This is a genomic window from Larkinella harenae (genome assembly GCF_054780515.1).
On the sequence record NZ_BAAGWE010000002.1, the window covers coordinates 388,782 to 403,351 of the forward strand.

Sequence of the window (14,570 nt, forward strand, 5' to 3'; positions counted from 1 at the left end):
TGTCAAAAGGCGAATTATCAGACAAAGCAACCAATCCCTTTTCAAATTTGTAAATACAACGGGACGAAGTGGATGTTCTATTATTTAAAAAGCAGGCAGAAGCGGCTGAACCGATTGGGATGGTTGCCGAACGGTTTTCGGACGGTTTTTGGTAGAAACCACAGTCGATAACCGGCAAATTTCCTTACCTTCCCTTTCAAATTCCTACAACCTCATGAAAAAGTACCTGATTTTCCTGCTAGGCGGTTTACTTGCTTTTCCATTATCCGCCCGCGACCCCATCAGCAAGGAAATGGCCGCAGCCGTACAAACGTTCGTGAAAAGTCTCGATGCCGACCAGCGCAAACGAGCGGTTTTTCCGTTCGACAGCGAGGAACGGTTCGACTGGCATTATATTCCCCGGAAACGCAACGGTTTGCCGCTGAAGCAAATGAAGCCGGAACAACAGAAAGCTGCGATGGCGCTGCTCAAAACGGCATTGAGCGAGCAGGGTTACGAGAAAGTCACGTCCATCATCGACCTCGAAAATGTACTGCGGGTGATCGAAAACCGCCCACCCAACGATACCTACCGCGATCCGGAGAATTATTCGTTTTCGGTATTTGGCGATGTATCCGACAAAAATCCCTGGGGCTGGCGAATCGACGGGCATCACCTGTCGCTGCATTTTTCATCGCTAACCGGTAAAATCATCGGCATGACCCCCACGTTTCTGGGCAGCAATCCGGGGGTTGTGCGGGCGGATGTACCGCAAAAGGGCCGCCAGATTCTGAAACAGGAAGAAGCGCTGGCGTTTGCCCTGGTCAACTCGCTCAACAGCGACCAACTGACCAAGGCGCTGATCAGCGAAACGTGTCCCAACGACATCGCAACAACCAATACCCGCAAAGCGTCTATTGAAAAAATGGAGGGCATCGCGCTAGGCCAAATGACTGAAAGCCAGCAAAAAACCTTTCTTTCACTGCTGGAAGCCTACCTCAACAACTACCACGTCACGCTGAAAAACCAGCAAATGGATAAGCTGAAAAAAGTAGGACTGGACAAGCTGGTGTTTGCCTGGGCGGGCGACCGGCAAACGGGGTACGGTCCCGGAAAAGGGCATTACTACCGGATTCATGGCCCCACGCTGCTGATTGAATACGACAACTCACAGAATAATGCCAACCACGTCCACTCGGTCGTTCGGGATTTAACCAACGACTTTGGCGAAGACATTCTGGCCGAACACTACAAGGCCCAGCACAAATAACCGTAGACGGCCCCATTTCAGCGGGTTCGTTTTCAATAATCCACTTTTTTACGCCCGGCCTTTACGTCACCCCGGCGTTGCTTTTCCTGCTTTCGTTCCTCCACCGACGCTTTGGTGGGCCTGGTGGCTTTCCGGGGCTTGGGCTTTTCGAACGCCTTGCGAATGAGCTGGTAGAATTTCTCGGTTACCTTATCCCGGTTGGCCAGCTGCGACCGCTCGGTCTGGTGGTACAGCACCAGCACCCCTTCCGATGTAAGTTTGTTGCGCAATTTGTCGAGCAAAACCGTCTTTTCTTCATCCTTTAAAACCGTTGAGTTCGGAATGTCGAAATAAAGTTCGGCTTTGGAGGCCACCTTGTTCACATTCTGCCCGCCCTTGCCCCCACTTCGGGCAAACTGAAACTGCAATTCGGGATAAAGCTGTGTTGGGTCCATAATTTGGCTAAAAACATTACAAAGATACGAACAATAAGAAGGACCAACGGTTGGTCCTTATACGCAAAAAAACAGATTATGTTATGGCACATCATGAAAAAATCGACACGATGCTCGATGACACCAACTCCGCGCTGGGTGGTGGGGCACCGTCGTCGACCACGGCAACTGGCGTTAATTTAGTGGAGGATTGGATCGTGATTTTACGAACGCAGCCAGAATGGAAATCGGTTGTTCCCACGCTGGAGCAACTCCGTGATGCGCTGGATACCGACGATATGGTATCCATTCAGTTGCTCTTAAAAGACCTCGCCAACCAAACCGCCGTTGTGGCCCAGAATGCAACAGGTGATCAACGGAATGCGCTAAACCAACTGGTTGAAAACCTCAACGATTTCAGCACGGCCATGGCCAAATAATCCCCGAAACGTTTAATAACTAACCCAATGGCAAATCAACAAGCAGTCAATCTTATTCATTCGACCGTCAATACATTTAACAGCGATACGACATCGGTTTCTCCAACGGACGGTATTTCCCTGATTGATCACTGGCTAAGCGCGCTTCGCAGTGAAGATGCCGGAGCCAGCACCGACCCCCTTGCGGATACCCTCAGCGAGCTGAAGAGCCAACTCATGGCAGGTGATACCGATACGGGTCAGATCAGAGCTCTACTCGATCAGCTGGCGGAGCAAACCGAACAGGTCGCTCAATCGGCGGATGATGACAAAATCAAACAGCAACTGGATTCACTCGTACAAACCCTGCGGGACTTCGGGAAGGTGATTGCGGGGGAAACGGGCAACCTGGCCGACAAGCACGGTCGCGCTCAGCTATTTACCCAAACCGGAACGGGTAGTGCCGCCGGCAACCCCGGCGTTAATCCGGCTATACCCGCAACCAGTGATACGGGTACTGAAGGCGCGGTGCCCGGTGGGGGCGCTACGGGCGGTGGCTCCGGTACCGGAGCATCCAGTGCGGCTGGGAGCGCCCCTGCCGATTCCCGCAACGTCCGTGGATCCACTGGCGAAGGGGGTGGCGAAACGCGCCAAATCTAAACTTTCTCCGGAATTGTCAGTTTTTTAAAAACCGTATTGTTAATCGGCAAACACTTTTCGTATGGCACATCAACATTCACAGGTTCCGCACGCTACCGCCAAGACACTGATCGATGCGACGATGGAATCATTCGACGGTGGCCCGCTGCAAACATCACCGCAGGATGGCATTTCACTGATTGATGACTGGCTGCGTTCCCTGAAAACGTCGGAAGCCGACAATGTAGCCAATACCTTACAAAAATTAAAAACAGCGCTGGAAAGCCCTCAGTTTGACAATGTTCACCTTCGCAGCCTGTTGTTCGGCTTAGCCGAGCAGGCCGAACAGTGGGCCGGAAAAGCCGATGGAGAATTTCCCGACCGGCTGGACAGCCTGGCCGTTGCGCTTCGAAATTTTGGTAATCAACTCGCCTAATTATCGACGGTCCGATCGCGATCAGACCGTCATTAAACTTCTATAGCCATGCCATCAAACGCATTGACTCAAAAAACCATCAACGCAACGCTTGAAACGCTTAAGAGCGAAAACAACGAAACCGTAGGCCCTAAAGATGGCGCTTCGGTCATTGACAATTGGATCAAAATAGTGCAGGAAGACAAACCAGGCACCAACCTCCTGGATCAGCTCATGCAACTCCGTTCATTACTCCAGATGCCTAATCCTGACACCGACCAGGTCAAGCAACTCTTAAACGATCTGGCCGATAATACCACCCAGATGGCGCAATCCAGCGAGAACCAGTGGGTCAATGAACTGGAACAAATCGTTGTTGCCCTACGGAGTTTCAGCAATCAATTATAACCATCCTGATTTGTTAAAACCGTTTCACGGACCCCAATAGTATGTCAACTCAGCAACCAACCGAACTCATTAATACCACCATCGCGGCACTGAACGACGGCGGAGTTACCAGCATCGTCCCGGTCGACGGTCTTTCGTTGATCAACAACTGGCTTGAAATGCTGGATGATTCCGTCTCCAATCAGCAAGTCGTAACCTCGCTTGAAGAATTGAAAAGCCAGTTGGAAAGCGAAGATCCAGATCCGGTAACGGTTAAAACAATTTTGCTGGATTTGTCGGAGCAGTTAAACGTGCAGGCATCCAACAACGAGTCCGATTTTCGGGAACCGCTCCGAAATTTGTCCAACGCTATTCAGACACTCGCTAGTTCTCTCTAACATGAACAACACACTCGAAAACGCCACCGACCTGCTGGACACCACCATCGAAACACTCAGCCATGAACAGCCTAACCCACCCCACGAAAAAGGTGTGAGCCTGTTGCAGCAGTGGATCGAAGTCCTGAGCCAGTCAGAAAATACCCAGCCGCTCGGTCAGAAACTGGCGGAACTTAACGACACGTTAGCGCAGGATTCGCCTGATACCGCCCGCGTTCAGAATCTTTTGAACGAAATAGCGGATACCACGCAGGAATTCGCCGTGGAAGTTGGCCCCGAAGGCGAATTGCCCTCGCAGTTGGAAGGGGTAGCTGCGGCTTTGCGCACCATTTCCAACCAATTGACGTAAATCCAAGCGGTTTTACAAGTCGAGCTGCATCTTGATATTCGCACGCTGGTACGGCGACGGAGTTGATTCGACTTTGTAAAAACCCACTTTACGGTACAATTCCAGGGCGGGCGTCAAACGGGTGTTCGATTCCAGGTAAATGCGTTTAGCTCCCAACTGCCGGGCTACTTCAATGGCGTGGAGGCAGAGCTTTTTGCCAATCTGTTTTCCCTGAACGTCGGGCGATACGGCCATTTTAGCCAGTTCGTAAACGGCCTCGGTTTCTTTCAGCAGCGCGCACGTACCCACAATAGCACCCTGGTATCGTGCAAAAAACACACGCCCACCCCTGGCGAGAATGTAATGTTCCGGATCACTCAGCGCGCGAATGTCGGGATCTTCCACCTTGAAGTACGTTTCGATCCAGGCCAGGTTCAATTGCTTGAATTGCTCGCGATAAGCCGGATTAAATTCCAGAATGTCCACTTCGTCGAGCTGTTTTGTCTTAAAATAGGCTTTGAAGCGGGTGAGGTAATCCTGTTCGGCCAGCGTTTCCTCCATTTCTTCCATCGCCAGAATGAGGTGGTGCCGTTGCCTGGCAATGAGTTTGGTGTTGAGCTCGTCGATGGCCTGCCAGATTTTCTCCAGCTCTGGCAGCAGCGCTATTCCCTTCTCACTCAGCGACAATAACCGTTTTCGGCTATCTTTCCCGGATTTGGCGGAAGTGATTAATCCAGCCTGTTCTAGCTCGCGGGCAAGTTGAATGATAGCCGGATGCGAAAATCCAAGCTCATCCGCAATTTCCGTAACGCTCAACGGCGACTGCCGGGACAGGACGTAAAAGAGTGTAAACCACTTAGGATCAAAATCAATCCCGAACGACTGATAAACCGCCGACGCCTGTTTCGAGATCAAATCACTCAGGCGTCTTAGCCGACTACCAAATGCCAAAGGGCCTAATTGGGCCATCAAATCCATTTTCGTTATTATTTACGTAAGTAATTACGTAAAATTGCAAAAGATAGATCAACAATGCAATTCAGCTGAAAATTTATGGAGAAAGTTATTTGAGCTGGTTCCAGTAAATCAAGACATTTAGCGTAGCGCGACCAGACGCAACCAGGTCCAGATCGCCGTCTCCGTCCAGATCAGCCGCCAGCAGGTCTTCGGTTGCCATCCTCACACTATCGTCCAGCACATATTCCTGCCAGGTATGAAGGGTTTTATCCGGCACAAAAAGCCGCACGCCTACCTTCTTTTCGGCATTGGGATTGCGCCAGCCTACCGCAATCTGCTCGATACCCAGCTTCAGAAAATCCCCACACGCCAGCGCGTGGCCCTGGCTCAGTTGTTCCGTCAGTGTCTGCTGCACGCCGTACATCAGCTTATCCGGTGCATCGGCAATGGGGCCGTTTTTATACACCACCAGTTTGTTGCCATGCATGGGTTCGACGGCCGCCACGAACGGTATTTTACCATGCTGAAAACCCCGGCGCACCTCCCCCATTCCATTGCCTGCCCCAATCCAGCGCTCCACGGGCATCCATTTACCATCCCGATAGGCAACGGTTTTGCCGCCTTCTTTGCTCCCAATCAACATTCGGGTCTCTGGTCCATCTTCCCAGATTTCGAAATTATGCGTTAAGTGCAGGGTTGAATCAACCAATTGCATCGGCCACGGATCACGCGGATTTTGCGGTTTTTCGTAACCCAGAATCCGGACGCCCCGTCCTTCCCCGTTCTTATTTCCCAAACCATGCAGTGGAACCACAATCAACTGATAGCGATTCGGGGCTACTCGGGCCCAGCGCATCCGGTGCGTCGTAATTTCGTGATGCAACCGAACGGCTTCCCAGGTCTGGGTAGGATCGTTGGGCCGAATGAGGTAAAAAACCGCCCCGGATTTGGTGGTATCGTTGGTCTCGGAGGGATTCCAACCCGCCCCCACAGCCACCTCCACTTTGCCATCACCGTCGATATCTCGGGCGGCAATACAGACGTTATCCTGCGGTGTCAGGTTCTGGGCCATTACGTGCCGCACCCAGGTATCGCCCGGTTTACCCGGATTGCGGTACCAGACAATTTCTTTCTGGTCCGCCATTAAAATATCCGGCTTTCGGTCACCATCGACATCACCGATGGCCAGACCGTAGCCAATAGCAATCTGGTTGTCAACAACCTGAACTTTAAAGTTGGGTTTCTGGGCGTAGAGAGGTCCTACAAGCAGCAGAAAAGCAGCTATTTTTTTCATTACGGAAGAAAGGCAGGGTTTGCAGATAGACGTTCGCCAATATTCGGCATTCGCCCGGCCATTGTCAACCTTTCGCGCTTAATCCTTTTTTCCGCTCCAGCGCTCACCCAGTTGCAACACCCTGTAAGGTGTTTGGTAACGCTCGGCTTCCCGAACGAAATTGGCGGGATCTTCCGTGTTGAACTCAAATAAATGGTAGTGGTGAGGAATAACCAGACGAGCCCCGATGTCCCGGCCCAACCGGGCGGCTTCTTCCGGATTCAGGTTACCGGCTACACGCCGTTCGGGCTTATTGCCGTTGATGGGCAAAAATGCAATGTCAATCTGAAATGGTTTTAGCACCTCAACCAGGCTATCATACCACAGGGTATCGCCACTGTGATAGATTGTCCAAGGCCCCGCCTGCACCACAAAACCCATAAATTTGCAGCGGTTTTGCGCATCGCGTTCTACGGTGTTATGAGCTGCCGGAACGCCGTGAACGGTAAACCCTGCCCGCTCAATGGTTTCACCGTCATTTAATCCCAGGGGAAAGGCCGGATCGCATTGCAACCGATTAACCACAAACTCTCGATTGGCCTCCGGAATAATCAACTGAATGGATGGATTGGCCCTGAACAGGGGAAGCAGCGTTTCTGCATCCAGATGATCCGTATGGTTATGGCTGGAGGTCACCACATCGACACCGGTCAGAAGCGCCGGGTCAATCACCCGCTCCGCCATCCGGACGTGCGGCTTATCCGTATCGGCGTATTTAACCGACAACGAATCGGACAGGTACGGATCGAACAAAACCGTTCGGTTCTGCCAGCGGAGTAAAAAACCGCTCTGCCCAAGCCACCAGACATGCAAGTGGTCGGGCTGGGAACGAGCGGTTTCCAGATCGGCCAGTAAGGCCCGATCTTTTTGAAAAGCACGGATCAATTCCTTCATTTACATTAATTGATCGAGAACCGCCAGGGCTCTCATGGACTCACCGTCAGGCCTGTATAAACGCCCGGGCGGGTAACGGTTTTCGGGCAAAATGAGCCACCTGCCGAAAGAAACTAAGCAGACCGATGTAATCCAAAATATTGGCATACATCACCATGTCTTTGAAAAAACCCTCGACAGGGCCGCATTTTGTCATTTTGTACGTGTTCCGAGCCGACCACGGAACCCAGCGAACTTCTTTGTGATGGGTCCACATGTATTCATTGATCGCCATTTCCAGTTGAAAACCGGTAACGGGTTTTTCCAGGATGGCGCGCAGATCATCGGTGCGTAAAATGCGTTCGCCAGACAGCAGAACATCGGCCCGGTTCATCTTGACAAACCATTCGGCATGCAAGCGACGTAGAATAATCATGTCGATATCCGGACAGGTACCAACCGTTTCGACAATGCGCGCCAGTTCATCCCGCTCAATGTTTCGCAAATCGGCGTCCATCAACAGCACATACGGCGATACAACGGTTTGCAAAGCTCGTTGAATTGCGGCCGTTTTGCCCTGATTTTCCGGTAATCGTATAACGGTGATACGCGGCCACCGCTGCCGGATTTGCGCCAATGTATCGTCTTCCGAACCGTCGTCGACGCAGATCACCTGATCAAATAGACCCAGGCTTGTCACGGTTTCCAGAACCGGAAAAATTCGTTTGCCTTCGTTGTAAAACGGAACGATACAGCTCACTCCACAAACCGTTTCCATAACCACAGTGCGATGTTATTCTGCCTAACAACTCGCAAACCCGCGCTGAGGTTTTAACGAATTAGCCCCTTACCTGTTTGGCGCCAGCCACCATATTGATCAGCTTCTGACGGGCGGCCCAGCGGGCGGTTTGGCTCAAACCGCAGTCGGGCGCTACGGCCAATTTTTCAGCTGGAATGTATTTCAAACATTTTTCAATGCGCTCGACCACATCGGCAACGGTTTCGATGTAGTAGTTTTTCACATCAATGATGCCCACCGCCACGTCCATCTTCTGCGCAAACTCAGCAATCAATTCGATTTCATCAAACTCCCGGTTTGCCATCTCCACGTGTACTTCATCGACTGCCAGGTCCAGAAAATCCGGCAACATCGGGTGCAGTTTCCGGTATCCTACGGGTCGGCCTTTGAAATTCCCGAAACAAAGGTGCGTCGACAGGCGGCATTTGCCTACAACCGGCGCTACGGTTCGGTTAAAAATATCAACAAACCGCTTGGTATCTTCCTTGTAGGCATAACAGGACATCGACGGTTCGTCAACGGTAATCTCCTCACAACCAGCCGCTACCAGATCCTCCAATTCCTTACGAACGATTGGCAACAGCGCTTCCGTAATGTCATAACGGTCTTTGTAGCGATCATTCGGTAACATCCGACCACTGAGCGTATACGGGCCCGGAATAGAAGCCTTTAGTGTCGGCCCGGCCGGAGCCAGTTTTTTCAGCCGCTGGTATTCCTTCACGGCCCCCAAACCGTTTGGGGCGGTCAACGGTGCAACAATTGAATGTTTTCCGCGCTGATCGTGGGCCGGAGGACCGAATTTACGCGTTTCGGCATGATTCGGCTGTAAGCCCTGGATGTAGCCATAAAATGATAGATTGAAATCCAGCCGGGTCTGTTCGCCATCCGTAATCACGTCCAAACCGGCGGTAGTCTGGTCATGAATGGCCGCGACCACGGCGTCTTCAATCATTTCTTCAACATCGGCCAGCCCAAATTGATCCAGATTTTGGGAAGCAAACTCCAGCCAGCCCGGAAACGGATAGCTCCCGATGACGGTGGTGCGGATGGGATTTGGTTGCATAAAAAAGGGGTTAGGAATATCAGAATCAAATCTTTATCTACCAATTAAGCGGGTGTACTGGCCGAACCGTTCGGTTGCAAGGTGCCCACCTGCGCGTAGAGCTTTGCCAGGCGGTGCGCGTGTTCGTCGTAGGCGGCTTCGAACAGTTCGGTGGCCCGCTCCGGACCAACCACCACGCCGGCAGTCAATACCTTCGGCGGCTGCCCGGCTTCAGTCAGCAGGCGCGCCAGCTCAGCTTTGATGCTGTTGATAATCAGAGCACCCCCAACTGTACTGCCCGGTGCTACCGGGGTTTCCAGCTCCGGAACCCTTACCATGGCATCACCCACAGGAGCGCCAGTATCCAGCACAAGATCCGCGAAATCGCTCAGTTTCAAGCCATCCTTGCGTTTGCTGGTGCTGCGGTCCGAATGTTCTTTGGTAATGAGGGCAACCACTTTGACGCCCCGCTTCTGGAATTCTTCCGCCATTTCGATGGGGACGACATTGCACCCACTCGACGAAATAACCAGCGCTGAATCCTGTTCGGAAAGGTCATAATTGCGCAGAATCCGCTCGGCCAGCCCGGAAACATTTTCCAGGAACATAGCCTGCCGCTGCCCGTTGGCCCCCACCACCAGGTTGTGAAAGGTCAGCGATAGCTCCACGATCGGATTGAAGCCCGGAAACGAACCGTAGCGTGGCCACATTTCCTCCACCATAATCCGGCTGTGTCCCGAGCCAAAAATGTGGACCATGCGCCCCGCCAGAATGGTTTCGGAAAACCATTGGGCGGCTAGTTGTAACTGCTCCGTCTGCCGCTCAACGGTGTCGATTAACGCACGGCATTTGTCTAGGTAAGATTGAATCATCATAGGGTATTGATCTCGCTATTTAATGTGCTGGCAAATCCTGCTGCGCCAATCGCTCCGGCCCAGTCTTCGAAACGGGCTTTGCGAATGGTCGTTTTTTTACCCGCAGGACGCCATTCAAATACATCCAGAAACGTTTCCAACGGACCAAACAGGGCATCGTCGGCCTGGGTAATTCCGCCACCCAGCACGATCACCTCCGGCGAAAAAGCGTTGGCAAAGCCCGCCAGGGTGGCCGCCAGCTGGCGAACGGAAGTAAGCCAGACGACCGTTGCCAGCGGTTCATGCTGCCGGTAAGCATCAACCAGTTCATACGTCGTAGTATACCGTCCGTACGAACGCCGGGAAACCGTGGCATTGCCGATGGCATCTTCCAGATTGGCAGGCGTGCCCGTTATGCCCAACTGGCTGCTGTCGGTATTGACCGAAACGTGGCCTAGATGTCCCGCCATCTGATAGTATCCCTGGTACAGAGTACCATTGATCAGCAATCCTCCGCCCACGCCCGTGCCCAGGGTCAGCATCAGGGCATGCTGAATTCCCTGAGCAGCTCCGTAGCGCGTTTCGGCCATCAGGGCCGCGTGGGCATCATTCAGCACCCGAACGGGTACACCCAGAAATTCCGACCACACCAGGCCTTCCAGCCCCGGCAAACGGCCCGGCATACTGGCGATGGCATCGTTGGTTGGCGTGGGCAAGCCCGGTGCTGACAGCCCAACGCCCACAATCGTCCCGTTTACGGCCGCTTTCAATTGCTCAAACGTATCCACAACGGCCTGTTTCCATTGCCCATCTTCCCGGTCATTGGTCGGACAGACAACCCGGTGTACAACCTGGCCGGTTTCGGCCTCGAGCACAATGCCTTTGATGCGGGTTCCGCCGATGTCGATGCCAATGGTATGCATGTTCGGGTTACGGTTCATGTTTTTTGTAACGATCTTCGATCCACTGAAAACCGTATACCGTTTTTCAATATTGGCCTTCACTCATTTCCCATCCTCCGTCGACCGCCAGGACCTGACCCGTTGTGAAGCGTGAATAGTCCGACATAAAATAGACTGCAGCCCCATCCAGATCGGTGGGCTGCCCGATTCGCCCGCCTTCCAACGGTTGCTTGGTACTGATAAATTTCAGGATGGTTTCATCGGTTGCCGCCCGCTGGGCCATCGGCGTTTCCACCAGACCAGGCGCCAGCACATTGATCCGAATGTTGTTTTTGGCGTAATAAGCCGCGATGGACCGGCTAAAACCGATAATGGCCGCTTTCGTAGCCGCGTAAGCGTGGGTAGCAAAGTAATTGGGCGAGGGCGAAAAACCGAGAACCGAGCCCATATTCAGCAGGGTTCCGCCGGTGTTTTGCTCCAGAAACGCCTGAACAGCGGCCTGATTGGACAGCATGATCGACGTCAGATTCAGGTCAAATGTTTTGTTCCAGCCTTCCAGCGTCAGGCTGTGCAACGGCCCGTCGCCAAACCGCCGACCGCTCCCGCCCGCTACGTGATACAAACCGTCGAAGCCCCCAAACGTACCCCGGCAAAGCGCAATGGCCGAAATGGCGGTTGCCGGATCGCTGGCATCCCCCTTCAGCGCCAGGCCAAAACCGTTCAGTTGGGCCTCGGCCGCTTTGCAACTCTCTTCATTCCGGCCAACCACCACGACCCGGGCGCCCTGACCAACAAACGCCTGAGCAGCGGATAGGCCCAGCCCCGTCGTTCCACCGACCACCACAATTCGTTTGTTTGTCAGCCAGAGTTGATCCATTTGTTTAATCGCTAGGAGTTACGAATGAAAAACGAAGGTATAAAGTCCGGCTTAGTATTGCAACAACTTATTATAATAAGTCTCTATTCGAGGAGTTTTTTGTATACTTGTTCATCAACTAACCTTTCTCTATGAACGATCGGCCTACCCGTATTCCGCAGTATCAGTATCTTTACGAGTCTTTACGTCAGCAAATTATCCGGGGTGATTTCAAAGCCGGGGACCTGCTCCCGTCGGAAAAAGACCTGCAGAATCAGTTTCGTCTGACGCAACCCACCATTCGGCAGGCGCTCGGATTGCTGGTACAGGACGGTTATATTCGGAAACACCAGGGAAAAGGCAGCATCGTGCAACCGTTGCCCATCGGGCTGGGCGTCATGTCGCTCGTGGGGCGGCTGGCCAATACATCGAATGCCAGCGGGAGCGAGCGGATGACAACCACCATTTTAACCAAGCCCCGGCTCCATCCTTTTCCCGACGACTTTTTGTTTACGCCCACCGAAGAAGATACCAAAGCTGGCTTTTATTTTCTGGAACGGTTGCGGGCGATGGAAGAAGAACCCGTTTTTTTTGAAAAAGTAATGCTGCCCAATCGCTATTTGCCCGGCTTTCCGCGTCAGCGGCTCGAAAACCGGTCGCTCTTCGATTTGCTACGAACCAAATACGGTTTGCTGGTCAAAGGCGGTGAACAAAAGGTGCTGGCCGTAGTGGCCGACGGCAACCTGGCGCATCAGCTGGGAATTGCTCCCGGCAGCCCGGTTTTGCGGCTCGATAAACGACTCGACACCAACCGGCCCGATTTCAGTTTTTATTCGTCGCTGTACGCCCGAACCGACAGCTATATTCTGCACGGCCGGTTCTGATCGATTTGTTTATTTTTTCCGCAGCCAAATACTTCCGCCGGGGTTGTAGAGAAACAGCGGCATGTGTTTTGAAAGCCAGGTGCGGTAATTTTGGTGCATGAACGAATTGAAAAACAGAATTTCGAATTTGTGATTATACATCATAAAATTGCGCAGCATATAGCTTTCATTCCAGCCGAAACCTTTCCAGCCGAACACCCATTCTTCGGGGTATTCGAACGGATAGAAGATGTCGTGGAAATGAATGAGAACTCCGCTCTTCAGCGCCGGAAGGATTTCGAAAAAAACATAGTTGACGTCGCTTCCGGCTTTGGAAACGTGGGTCGAATCCACAAAGAAGATATCGCCCGCTTCCAGCTGCTCAAACGTTGGCAACGGAACGGATTGCAGCCGAGACTCCAGAATAGTCACGTTCGTCGGATCGTCTTCGCGCAGCAAACCGTATAACCGTTCGGGGTTCGGATCGATAAAGGTAAAGGCAAGCGCTTTATCCAAAAACAAATCGTTGGTATCGAGCATCACCGCCGAACTAAAACCGGAACCGACCTCTATTATACGTTGGGGCCGAAAATGGCGCAGCATCGCGTGCAGCACAATGGCATCTCCGTAGCTGTAAAGATCATTTTCGTAGTAATAGCGAAAAGCCGAATCGGGCTGGGCCGGGAAAGGAATGGCGGGGTAAAACCGGGCCAGTTGCTGCAATAGTTTGCATTGAGCGTACTTACGCAGGTCAATTCCCTTTAACTGATCCTGATTCTTGGCAAAAATTGCGCTCCGCATGGGAGCCAGTTCATCGACGTCCACGATGGGGCTATAAAAATGGCCCGGAGGAAACATGGTGTGATACCGTTCCAATTGCAAACGCATATTCCGAATGTAGGGAATATGGTTTAGCAGGCGTTTAGCGAAAGCCTTCATACGCATTCGTAAGGTTTGGGGCAGCGTAATAATTACTAAGAGTTCAAAACCGCAAAAAGGGTTGCAAGTGCCTGACCGTATTCTACTTAAAGTGAGTAGGTGGTCGAATGGAAGTCGGTAAGGCCGTTGAATAAATCCCCTTAATTATCTAACTTCGACCGTTTGCGCCCAACTCCTCAATGTGCTTCACCCCGCTGCATGGAAGGCGTGTTTTATTTATGGTAAAAACTTCCGTCGAACTGATTACCTTTTACGCTTATTGCCTATATACTACCGCCCCCGGCGTAATTCGTTCGGGTTTATCTTCGGCCACACCTCTGTTTTATGAAAAGTCGACTGTTGCCGGTTTACGAAACTGACCAGGATTTTTACGTGGGCCTTTCCCGTCGTGACGAGCGGGCCTATCAATATTTGTATCATGCGGTGTTTCCTTCGTTTCAGCATTGGGTACTCACCAACAACGGCTCAGCAATGGATGCAGAAGATTCGTTTCAGAAAGGATTGCTGAACTTCCTGCTGAATATCGAAACCGGAACGTACCAGCTTCAGGCCGGCACCCGCATTACGACGGTGGCATTTGAATACTGCAAACGTGTATGGCTGACCGAACTTAAATCGGCCCGGCTTCGCTACCGGGGCACCATGCCGGACTACCTTGATCCGGCCGATACGAGTGATGTTGAAAAAGACCTGGAACGAATGGATATTGTCCAGTTGGTTCAACAATCCCTTTCTCAACTCAAGGATGTCTGCCGAAACCTGCTGGAGTGGTTTTACGTTGAAGAGCTTTCTCTACGGGAAATCGCGGGTCGGCTCGGCATGAAAGAAGAATCAGTTAAATCAAAACGGTACCAATGCGCCGAAAAATTAAAGGCTATTTACCAGCAAACCGCTAAGCGATAGG

The 14,570-nt window shown here is 52.1% G+C and carries 19 protein-coding genes; 9 read left to right on the forward strand and 10 right to left on the reverse strand.

Translation table 11 applies throughout. The features are described 5' to 3' along the window. Positions 1-214: 214 nt before the first annotated feature. The gene (locus ACYVH9_RS12970; RefSeq protein ID WP_460636780.1) at positions 215-1,249 is read left to right on the forward strand and encodes a DUF3500 domain-containing protein; all 1,035 of its coding nucleotides are present in this window, start codon (positions 215-217) and stop codon (positions 1,247-1,249) included. A gap of 32 nt (positions 1,250-1,281) precedes the next feature. Here ACYVH9_RS12970 and arfB read toward each other — a convergent pair whose 3' ends face one another. Further along, the gene (gene arfB / locus ACYVH9_RS12975) at positions 1,282-1,683 is read right to left on the reverse strand and encodes an alternative ribosome rescue aminoacyl-tRNA hydrolase ArfB (RefSeq protein WP_460636781.1); all 402 of its coding nucleotides are present in this window, start codon (positions 1,681-1,683) and stop codon (positions 1,282-1,284) included. 83 nt (positions 1,684-1,766) lie between these two features. On the opposite strand from arfB, the gene ACYVH9_RS12980 reads away from it, so the two are divergent. The 6 genes from ACYVH9_RS12980 to ACYVH9_RS13005 all read left to right on the forward strand — a co-directional run bounded on the left by ACYVH9_RS12980 (position 1,767) and on the right by ACYVH9_RS13005 (position 4,269). Beyond that, positions 1,767-2,102, forward strand: coding sequence for a hypothetical protein (locus ACYVH9_RS12980; RefSeq protein WP_460636782.1), 336 nt, complete (start codon positions 1,767-1,769; stop codon positions 2,100-2,102). 27 nt (positions 2,103-2,129) lie between these two features. Beyond that, the gene (locus ACYVH9_RS12985; protein WP_460636783.1) at positions 2,130-2,741 is read left to right on the forward strand and encodes a hypothetical protein; all 612 of its coding nucleotides are present in this window, start codon (positions 2,130-2,132) and stop codon (positions 2,739-2,741) included. A gap of 61 nt (positions 2,742-2,802) precedes the next feature. Further along, on the forward strand, positions 2,803-3,156 hold the full coding sequence (locus ACYVH9_RS12990) for a hypothetical protein (protein WP_460636784.1): 354 nt from the start codon (positions 2,803-2,805) through the stop codon (positions 3,154-3,156). A gap of 48 nt (positions 3,157-3,204) precedes the next feature. After that, positions 3,205-3,543: a hypothetical protein gene (locus tag ACYVH9_RS12995; RefSeq protein WP_460636785.1), complete on the forward strand. Its 339-nt coding sequence runs from the start codon at positions 3,205-3,207 to the stop codon at positions 3,541-3,543. A 41-nt stretch (positions 3,544-3,584) separates the two neighbouring features. Then, complete coding sequence (locus ACYVH9_RS13000) at positions 3,585-3,920, forward strand: hypothetical protein (protein ID WP_460636786.1); 336 nt, start codon at positions 3,585-3,587, stop codon at positions 3,918-3,920. 1 nt (position 3,921) lies between these two features. Further along, positions 3,922-4,269 (forward strand): hypothetical protein, encoded by a 348-nt coding sequence (locus tag ACYVH9_RS13005; protein WP_460636787.1) that lies wholly within the window; start codon positions 3,922-3,924, stop codon positions 4,267-4,269. A gap of 12 nt (positions 4,270-4,281) precedes the next feature. On the opposite strand, the gene ACYVH9_RS13010 is transcribed toward ACYVH9_RS13005, so the two are convergent. The 8 genes from ACYVH9_RS13010 to ACYVH9_RS13045 form a co-directional block, all read right to left on the reverse strand. After that, complete coding sequence (locus ACYVH9_RS13010; protein WP_460636788.1) at positions 4,282-5,226, reverse strand: bifunctional helix-turn-helix transcriptional regulator/GNAT family N-acetyltransferase; 945 nt, start codon at positions 5,224-5,226, stop codon at positions 4,282-4,284. An 85-nt stretch (positions 5,227-5,311) separates the two neighbouring features. Beyond that, positions 5,312-6,499, reverse strand: a complete 1,188-nt coding sequence (locus ACYVH9_RS13015) for an FG-GAP repeat domain-containing protein (RefSeq protein ID WP_460636789.1) — start codon at positions 6,497-6,499, stop codon at positions 5,312-5,314. 78 nt (positions 6,500-6,577) lie between these two features. Then, entirely contained in the window at positions 6,578-7,432 is an 855-nt protein-coding gene (locus ACYVH9_RS13020; RefSeq protein ID WP_460636790.1) for an MBL fold metallo-hydrolase, read from the reverse strand. 46 nt (positions 7,433-7,478) lie between these two features. Then, the gene (locus tag ACYVH9_RS13025; RefSeq protein ID WP_460636791.1) at positions 7,479-8,189 is read right to left on the reverse strand and encodes a glycosyltransferase family 2 protein; all 711 of its coding nucleotides are present in this window, start codon (positions 8,187-8,189) and stop codon (positions 7,479-7,481) included. Between the two features lie 61 nt (positions 8,190-8,250). After that, complete coding sequence (locus ACYVH9_RS13030) at positions 8,251-9,273, reverse strand: methionine synthase (protein WP_460636792.1); 1,023 nt, start codon at positions 9,271-9,273, stop codon at positions 8,251-8,253. A gap of 44 nt (positions 9,274-9,317) precedes the next feature. Next, positions 9,318-10,124, reverse strand: a complete 807-nt coding sequence (locus tag ACYVH9_RS13035) for a sugar isomerase domain-containing protein (RefSeq protein ID WP_460637589.1) — start codon at positions 10,122-10,124, stop codon at positions 9,318-9,320. Next, complete coding sequence (locus ACYVH9_RS13040) at positions 10,124-11,047, reverse strand: ROK family protein (RefSeq protein WP_460636793.1); 924 nt, start codon at positions 11,045-11,047, stop codon at positions 10,124-10,126. The genes ACYVH9_RS13035 and ACYVH9_RS13040 overlap by 1 nt, the downstream gene beginning before the upstream one ends. A gap of 46 nt (positions 11,048-11,093) precedes the next feature. Then, positions 11,094-11,885, reverse strand: coding sequence for an SDR family NAD(P)-dependent oxidoreductase (locus tag ACYVH9_RS13045; RefSeq protein ID WP_460636794.1), 792 nt, complete (start codon positions 11,883-11,885; stop codon positions 11,094-11,096). Positions 11,886-12,016: 131 nt separating this feature from the next. Between ACYVH9_RS13045 and ACYVH9_RS13050 the strand changes: the two genes are divergently transcribed. After that, positions 12,017-12,748, forward strand: a complete 732-nt coding sequence (locus ACYVH9_RS13050) for a GntR family transcriptional regulator (protein ID WP_460636795.1) — start codon at positions 12,017-12,019, stop codon at positions 12,746-12,748. A gap of 9 nt (positions 12,749-12,757) precedes the next feature. On the opposite strand, the gene ACYVH9_RS13055 is transcribed toward ACYVH9_RS13050, so the two are convergent. Next, positions 12,758-13,666 carry a class I SAM-dependent methyltransferase gene (locus ACYVH9_RS13055; RefSeq protein ID WP_460636796.1) on the reverse strand — a complete coding sequence of 303 codons (909 nt, stop codon included), beginning with the start codon at positions 13,664-13,666 and terminating at the stop codon, positions 12,758-12,760. A gap of 324 nt (positions 13,667-13,990) precedes the next feature. Here ACYVH9_RS13055 and ACYVH9_RS13060 point away from each other — a divergent pair, with 324 nt between their 5' ends. Further along, on the forward strand, positions 13,991-14,569 hold the full coding sequence (locus ACYVH9_RS13060) for an RNA polymerase sigma factor (RefSeq protein ID WP_460636797.1): 579 nt from the start codon (positions 13,991-13,993) through the stop codon (positions 14,567-14,569). Position 14,570: the final 1 nt, after the last annotated feature.

Coding starts and splice junctions, on each gene's coding strand:
- ACYVH9_RS12970 (WP_460636780.1), top strand. CDS start 215: ATGAAAAAGTACCTGATTTTCCTGCTAGGCGGTTTACTTGCTTTTCCA.
- arfB (WP_460636781.1), bottom strand. CDS start 1,683: ATGGACCCAACACAGCTTTATCCCGAATTGCAGTTTCAGTTTGCCCGA.
- ACYVH9_RS12980 (WP_460636782.1), top strand. CDS start 1,767: ATGGCACATCATGAAAAAATCGACACGATGCTCGATGACACCAACTCC.
- ACYVH9_RS12985 (WP_460636783.1), top strand. CDS start 2,130: ATGGCAAATCAACAAGCAGTCAATCTTATTCATTCGACCGTCAATACA.
- ACYVH9_RS12990 (WP_460636784.1), top strand. CDS start 2,803: ATGGCACATCAACATTCACAGGTTCCGCACGCTACCGCCAAGACACTG.
- ACYVH9_RS12995 (WP_460636785.1), top strand. CDS start 3,205: ATGCCATCAAACGCATTGACTCAAAAAACCATCAACGCAACGCTTGAA.
- ACYVH9_RS13000 (WP_460636786.1), top strand. CDS start 3,585: ATGTCAACTCAGCAACCAACCGAACTCATTAATACCACCATCGCGGCA.
- ACYVH9_RS13005 (WP_460636787.1), top strand. CDS start 3,922: ATGAACAACACACTCGAAAACGCCACCGACCTGCTGGACACCACCATC.
- ACYVH9_RS13010 (WP_460636788.1), bottom strand. CDS start 5,226: ATGGATTTGATGGCCCAATTAGGCCCTTTGGCATTTGGTAGTCGGCTA.
- ACYVH9_RS13015 (WP_460636789.1), bottom strand. CDS start 6,499: ATGAAAAAAATAGCTGCTTTTCTGCTGCTTGTAGGACCTCTCTACGCC.
- ACYVH9_RS13020 (WP_460636790.1), bottom strand. CDS start 7,432: ATGAAGGAATTGATCCGTGCTTTTCAAAAAGATCGGGCCTTACTGGCC.
- ACYVH9_RS13025 (WP_460636791.1), bottom strand. CDS start 8,189: ATGGAAACGGTTTGTGGAGTGAGCTGTATCGTTCCGTTTTACAACGAA.
- ACYVH9_RS13030 (WP_460636792.1), bottom strand. CDS start 9,273: ATGCAACCAAATCCCATCCGCACCACCGTCATCGGGAGCTATCCGTTT.
- ACYVH9_RS13035 (WP_460637589.1), bottom strand. CDS start 10,124: ATGATTCAATCTTACCTAGACAAATGCCGTGCGTTAATCGACACCGTT.
- ACYVH9_RS13040 (WP_460636793.1), bottom strand. CDS start 11,047: ATGAACCGTAACCCGAACATGCATACCATTGGCATCGACATCGGCGGA.
- ACYVH9_RS13045 (WP_460636794.1), bottom strand. CDS start 11,885: ATGGATCAACTCTGGCTGACAAACAAACGAATTGTGGTGGTCGGTGGA.
- ACYVH9_RS13050 (WP_460636795.1), top strand. CDS start 12,017: ATGAACGATCGGCCTACCCGTATTCCGCAGTATCAGTATCTTTACGAG.
- ACYVH9_RS13055 (WP_460636796.1), bottom strand. CDS start 13,666: ATGAAGGCTTTCGCTAAACGCCTGCTAAACCATATTCCCTACATTCGG.
- ACYVH9_RS13060 (WP_460636797.1), top strand. CDS start 13,991: ATGAAAAGTCGACTGTTGCCGGTTTACGAAACTGACCAGGATTTTTAC.